This is a genomic window from Streptomyces sp. SID10853 (assembly GCF_010548145.1).
GTDB lineage: Bacteria > Actinomycetota > Actinomycetes > Streptomycetales > Streptomycetaceae > Streptomyces.
In genome coordinates this window covers 192,779-198,778 of the sequence record NZ_JAAGLN010000001.1, presented here as the reverse complement: position 1 = coordinate 198,778, position 6,000 = coordinate 192,779, and the positions used below count along the sequence as shown (strand labels likewise).

Here is a 6,000-nt window from a genome sequence, read left to right as displayed (position 1 = left end):
CGCCCCGGCCGCCCCCGCGCCGTCCTGCTCGGGGCGCAGTGCCGTCACGCCGCGGCCTTGCCCACCACCGGCGCCAGTCCCGCCGACCGCCCGACCGCGCCCGCGTCCCCGCACTGCACCAGCCAGTTGGCGAGCATCAGGTGGCCGTGCTCGGTGAGGACCGACTCGGGGTGGAACTGCACGCCCTCGACGGGCAGTTCCCGGTGGCGCAGGCCCATGATGATGCCGTCGGCGGTCCACGCGGTGACGGCCAGCTCGGGCGGCACCGTCCGGGGCTCGGCGGCCAGCGAGTGGTAGCGGGTCGCGGTGAAGGGCGAGGGCAGTCCGGCGAAGACACCGGCCCCCTCGTGCGTCACCGGGGACGTCTTGCCGTGCAGCAGCTCGGGCGCCCGGTCCACCACTCCGCCGTACGCGACGGCCATCGACTGCATGCCCAGGCACACCCCGAAGACGGGGACCCCGGTGTCGGCGCAGTGGCGCACCATGTCCACGCAGACACCGGCGTGTTCGGGCGTTCCGGGCCCGGGGGAGAGCAGGACGCCGTCGAAGCCGTCCTGTGCGTGCGCGAGGGTGACCTCGTCGTTCCGCACGACTTCGCACTCGGCGCCCAGCTGGTACAGGTACTGGACGAGGTTGAACACAAAGCTGTCGTAGTTGTCGACGACGAGGATGCGGGCGCTCATCGCACGGCCCCCATCCCCTGGTCGACGGTCACGTCATTGAACGGAAGCAGCGGCTCCGCCCACGGGAAGACGTACTGGAAGAGCAGGTAGACGAGAGCGAGCACGAGCACGAGCGAGATGACCGCCCGAAGCCATACGTTGCCCGGCAGATGCCGCCAGATCCAGCCGTACATGCTGTCCCTTCCGTTCGTGGTACGGCACCAGAGTAGAGGGCAGTGGCAGGCGCCCGTGGGTCACCCGCGCAAAGCGGCCGGCTTGCCCTGCGTCACAGGCTGCGTGGAGTCGAGATGTCCCCAGGCGATGAGCCGGTGGCTGCTGCCCCATTCCGGGTCGCACGTGGTGAGCGTCAGATAGCGGCCGGCCCCCTGAAAGCCCGATTTCACGGGCACCGGAGCGATGACCCCGGTATCGGACGGCACGGTCAGATAGGGCTTCTTGTCGATGCGGTACGTGTACCAGGTCGTCCCGTCGGTGAGCACCACCGCGTCGCCGGGGCGGAGTTTCGGGAAGTCCTTGAACGGGTCGCCGTAGGTGCGCCGGTGACCGGCGACCGCGAAGTTGCCGGTGGCGCCGAGCCTGGCGGTCCCCGTGTAGTGGCCGAGACCCCGCTGGAGCGTCCCGACGGCCGTGTTCTGCAGCACGGGCCTGCTCCAGCTCCGCCCGAGCCGCGGGACGTACATCACGGCGAAGGGCTTGCCCGCCCGGTACGCGACGGGGGCGGGGGTGGCGGCGGGCTTCGGTCCCGCCGGCTTCGACGCCTTCGACGGTGACGAGGCACCGGCCGCGGGGCCCGGGGTGGCGGAGGCGCTGTGGGCCCACTGACGGTGCAGGTCGTCGATCTGGTGGTCCGCTGCGCTGTCCGCCTTGACGCCTGTCCAGAACAGCAGATACGCGACGAACAGCACGATCAACGCGCCTACGGTGATGCAGAGTTCGCTGAAGCTCCTGACGATCACTCGTACCGTCACAGCCGGCCGCCTCCCCGGAACTACCCCACAGGTCCTGCGTAATGGAGATCCACTGTGCCCGAGTAACCGGGAAGAGTCACCGCCCCGTCGTCATCGACTTTCCAGCCGAGCCCGTACGCCTTCACGTACTGCAGGTAGTTCTGGATCGCCGACGAGGCCGTGAGTGCCTTCTTCAGCTTGCCGGGGTCGCCGACGGCCGTCACCTTGTACGGCGGCGAGTAGACGCGGCCCTGGAGGAGCAGGGTGTTGCCGACGCAGCGCACCGCGCTGGTGGTGATCAGCCGCTGGTCCATGACCTTGATGCCCTTGGCGCCGCCCTGCCACAGCGCGTTCACCACCGCCTGGAGGTCCTGCTGGTGGATGACCAGGTCATTGGGCTGCGGCTCGGGGTAGCCGGGGTTGGCGGTGGCGTTCGGCGGGGCGTCGTCGAGGGTGACCGAGACCGCGGAGCCGCTGAGCTTCTGGGTGCCGGCGGACTTCTCCAGGGCCTTGAGCCCCTCGTCCTCCTTCTTCGTGGTGCCTCCGTCACGCTGGGCGAGCGCGTCGACGTCCCGGCGTACGGCCGCGGTGGAGTCGCCGAGCTCCTTGTTCTTGCCGTTGCGCTCCTGGATGAGGTCCGAGAGTTTCAGCATCGACGCGTCGGTGCGGATATCGGTGCCCTTGGCGGTGTTGAAGCTGGTCACGAAGATGAGTCCGGCGAGGGCGAAAACAGCGGCGGTGAGGACGCGGACCGGCCGCCGGTCGCGGGGGCGGGCAGCTCCTGTGGGAGAGTCGTCGGAATTGCTCAACGTACCCTTATCTCCTTCCACACCCCGGAAGCACTACGCTAACGGACGCCTGGGGGAGGCAATGCGTCCCGTCGCATCCCGCTCCCGGCACTTCCCACACAGTTCCCCCTGCGCGGTCACGCAGCGCATCGACAGGAGAGCCCCTCGTGCCGAAGTCACGTATCCGCAAGAAGCCCGATTTCACGCCGCCGCCCGCGACGAAGCAGGCGACCGCCATAAAGCTGACGAATCGCAGCTGGGTGGCCCCGGTGATGCTGGCGTTCTTCTTGATCGGTCTCGCCTGGATCGTTGTCTTTTACGTCACCGATGGCGATATGCCCATCAAGCCGTTCGGGAACTGGAACATCGTGGTCGGCTTCGGCTTCATCGCGGGCGGCTTCGGCGTCTCGACGCAGTGGAAGTAGCCGGTCCCGCTGCCACACGCCCAGGCGCCCGTCAAGCCCTGCCCTGAGTTATCCACAGCGCTATCCACAGCCGGGGAAAACTCAGAAGATCTGTGGATAACTTTCGGGTGTTGACGCCGGTGTGACTACTCGGCGCCATACCACAACAGTGGCCCGCCCCTTGCCCTTCCTGGGGAAACCCAGGTCAGCGACAAGGGGCACTGCTGTTCCCCACAGGATGCACAAGATCCGCCACTCGCTGTGGACAACCGGTGCCTGAGGACCGGATCGGGCACCTGGATCAGGTGTCCGGAGCAGGCGCTGGGGCCAGGCACCCGGGTCAGGCCCAGGCCCTCAGGTCAGCATCGCGGTTCTGGCCAGGACCATGCCGACGATCGCCACCAGCACCAGCGCACAGGTCCCGAACTGGAGCAGCGTCCGCCGCTCGCGCGGGGCGTGCACCATACCGATCGCGATGACGATCCCGGCGACGAAGCCGCCGAGATGCGCCTGCCAGGCGATGCCGCCGGTGAAGGTGAAGATGACATTGACCACGAGGAGACCGAGCAGCGGCCGCATGTCGTAGTTCATGCGCTTCATCAGGACACCCGTGGCACCCAGCAGCCCGAAGATGGCGCCGGACGCACCGAGCGACGCCTCGGTCGGCGAGGCGATGAGATAGGTGAGCGCGCTTCCGGCCAGCCCGGAGAGCACATACAGCGCGATGTAGCGGGCCCGTCCGAGCGCCGCCTCCAGCGGCCCGCCGATCCACCAGAGGCTGAGCATGTTGAAGCCGATGTGCGGATAGTTGGCGTGCATGAACATCGCCGTGAACAGCCGGTACCACTGCCCCTGGGCGACGCCCACCAGCGGCCCGAACGGCGTGGTCTGCGCCTGGCCCACCAGCTCGTAGCTGGAGTCGAAGCTGTTGTTGTTCGCCACCTGCATGATGAACACCAGGACATTGATCCCGATGAGGATCTTGGTGAGCAGCCGCGGGTCGGCGGTGACCGCACCGCCCGCCACGGTGCGCGGCCGGCTCGCGGCAGCCGGGGTGCTGCCGGTGCCCCCGCCCGCTCCCGGGCCCGAAGCCGCGCCGCCGCGCACACACTCCGGGCACTGGAAGCCGACGGAGGCACTGATCATGCACTGCGGGCAGATCGGCCGCTCACAGCGGACGCAGCTGATGCCCGTCTCCACGCCGGGGTGGCGGTAGCAGTGGGGCAGACCGCCCGCCCCGGACTGCCGCTCCGGGCCTCCTGGCAACTCTTCCATCGGGTTCCCTCGTCTCGTACGGGTCGCGTACGCACTGCGCCGCCCCGCTCGTCATACGGACGAACGGGGCGGGTGGTTCCCGTACCGGACAAGGCAACGGGCTCTCTGCTCCCACCGCTCCCGCGCCCGCGGGATCCGGCGGCCGGCTCTCCGGCCGCCGCGCGGTTCAGCTCTTGCGGGCGCCGGCGCTGTCGCGGGTCTCGACGACGACCGTCTCGACGACGATGTCCTCGACCGGCCGGTCGGTGCGCGGGTTGGTCGGGGTGGTGATGATCTCGTCGATGACCTTCTGGCTCGCGGCGTCGGTGACCTCGCCGAAGATGCTGTGCTTGCGCGTCAGCCAGGTCGTCGGCTGCACCGTGATGAAGAACTGCGAGCCGTTGGTGCCCGGTCCGGCGTTGGCCATGGCGAGCAGATACGGCTTGTCGAAGGCCAGGTCCGGGTGGAACTCGTCACCGAACTCGTAACCGGGGCCGCCCGTGCCGTTGCCCAGCGGGTCGCCGCCCTGGATCATGAAGCCGCTGATCACACGGTGGAAGACGGTGCCGTCGTACAGCCGGTCCGTGGACTTCTTACCGGTGGCCGGGTGGGTCCACTCCCGCTCCCCCTGAGCGAGTTCGACGAAGTTCTTGACCGTCTTCGGCGCGTGGTTCGGCAGCAGCCGGATCTCGATGTCGCCGTGATTGGTCTTCAGGGTGGCGTAAAGCTGCTCGGCCACGGTGTGCCTTCCGTAAGTCTTCTCTGACGTTCCCCGATCCTCGCACGGCCCCGAACTCCCGAGCCGCCACGCAGGGGAAAAGCACCCGGGTGACCGCCGAACCGGCGCGTGCCGGACCGAACCATGGCATTGTCGGCCGCAGAATCCCCCTTGCACCACAATGAAGGATTACGTCTTTCCTGACCCGGATGCCCGCTCTCAGGTGCCGCGAAGGTGCCGGACAGGCATGATTTCGAAAAGGGTGGACAGGCGAATGACAGAACGCCACCGATGAGGAGGAACCCGTGACCCGCATGGACAGCGTGCGCGCCGCGACCGGTACGGCGAAGGAGAACGTGCTGCACGCCGCGGAAGTGGTGGCGCCCTACGCCGGAACGGCCAAGGAACAGGCCACGCATTACGCCAGCGAAGCTCGTGTACGGCTGGCCCCGAAGGTCTCGCTGGCGGCCCAGCAGGCCCGTACCCAGTACGACGCACGCCTCGCACCCCACGTCGACCAGGCCCTCACTCATGTACCGCCGAAGGTCGACGCGGCGGCGCAGCGTGCGGCCAAGGCGGCCCGGCAGGCGCACGGCCAGCTCGCCCCGCGGGTGGAACAGGCCGTGGCAGCGGCCCAGCCCGTCCGCGAGGAGGCCACGGCACGCAGCGCGGCCGCCGTGGCGGCGCTGCGCGGTCAGGTCTCCGCGAAGCAGATCCAGAGGCTGGCCAGGCGGCAGCAGCGGTGCGCGAAGGCGGGCCGGCTGGCCAAGGGCATGCTCGTGCTCGGCGTGGTCGCCGGAGGCGCCTTCGCCGCCTGGAAGTGGTGGGACAAGCAGGCGAACCCCGACTGGCTGGTCGAGCCGCCCGCGCCCACCGAGGTCGGGGACGGCCGGCGGCCGCTCAGCTCGGTCGACGGCAGCCCGTCCGACGCTCTGGACCCCGAGGTCAAGGCCAAGCAGGCCAAGGCCGAGGAGGGCGACCCGGAGCGCGACGACCCGCGGAACTGACCGGACTTGAACCGGAACTGATCCTGACCTGACCCGGATTGGATCCGGATCTGATTCTGATCTGCTGTCCGGCGGGCGGACGCGAGCGTGCGGGGCGCCAGGAGACTCAGGTCTCCTGGCGCCTTCGACGTTCCACGTGAAACATCCGCCAGCGGGTCGCGTCTCAAGACACATCCAGCAGAGCCAACTGCCCCTGAGC

Annotated in this window: 8 protein-coding genes; 2 read left to right on the top strand and 6 right to left on the bottom strand. The window is 68.9% G+C overall.

The genetic code is table 11. The features are described from left to right. Positions 1-44 precede the first annotated feature (44 nt). From G3I19_RS00925 to G3I19_RS00915, 4 genes are read right to left on the bottom strand one after another with little or no spacing between them, the layout of a single operon-like run. Entirely contained in the window at positions 45-683 is a 639-nt protein-coding gene (locus tag G3I19_RS00925) for an aminodeoxychorismate/anthranilate synthase component II (protein WP_164258330.1), read from the bottom strand. Beyond that, positions 680-856 carry a hypothetical protein gene (locus G3I19_RS36755; RefSeq protein WP_203598953.1) on the bottom strand — a complete coding sequence of 59 codons (177 nt, stop codon included), beginning with the start codon at positions 854-856 and terminating at the stop codon, positions 680-682. The genes G3I19_RS00925 and G3I19_RS36755 overlap by 4 nt, the downstream gene beginning before the upstream one ends. A gap of 60 nt (positions 857-916) precedes the next feature. Further along, the gene (locus tag G3I19_RS00920; protein WP_164258328.1) at positions 917-1,651 is read right to left on the bottom strand and encodes a class E sortase; all 735 of its coding nucleotides are present in this window, start codon (positions 1,649-1,651) and stop codon (positions 917-919) included. Between the two features lie 20 nt (positions 1,652-1,671). Beyond that, entirely contained in the window at positions 1,672-2,439 is a 768-nt protein-coding gene (locus G3I19_RS00915) for a DUF881 domain-containing protein (protein ID WP_164258326.1), read from the bottom strand. A 146-nt stretch (positions 2,440-2,585) separates the two neighbouring features. Between G3I19_RS00915 and crgA the strand changes: the two genes are divergently transcribed. Then, positions 2,586-2,843, top strand: a complete 258-nt coding sequence (crgA, locus tag G3I19_RS37180; RefSeq protein ID WP_164258323.1) for a cell division protein CrgA — start codon at positions 2,586-2,588, stop codon at positions 2,841-2,843. 333 nt (positions 2,844-3,176) lie between these two features. Here the strand turns inward: crgA and G3I19_RS00905 are convergent, their stop codons facing one another. Beyond that, positions 3,177-4,097: a rhomboid family intramembrane serine protease gene (locus G3I19_RS00905; protein ID WP_164258322.1), complete on the bottom strand. Its 921-nt coding sequence runs from the start codon at positions 4,095-4,097 to the stop codon at positions 3,177-3,179. Positions 4,098-4,263: 166 nt separating this feature from the next. Further along, on the bottom strand, positions 4,264-4,815 hold the full coding sequence (locus G3I19_RS00900) for a peptidylprolyl isomerase (RefSeq protein WP_164258320.1): 552 nt from the start codon (positions 4,813-4,815) through the stop codon (positions 4,264-4,266). Positions 4,816-5,099: 284 nt separating this feature from the next. Here G3I19_RS00900 and G3I19_RS00895 point away from each other — a divergent pair, with 284 nt between their 5' ends. Next, the gene (locus G3I19_RS00895) at positions 5,100-5,801 is read left to right on the top strand and encodes a DUF5324 family protein (RefSeq protein ID WP_164258318.1); all 702 of its coding nucleotides are present in this window, start codon (positions 5,100-5,102) and stop codon (positions 5,799-5,801) included. The last annotated feature ends 199 nt before the right edge of the window (positions 5,802-6,000 follow it).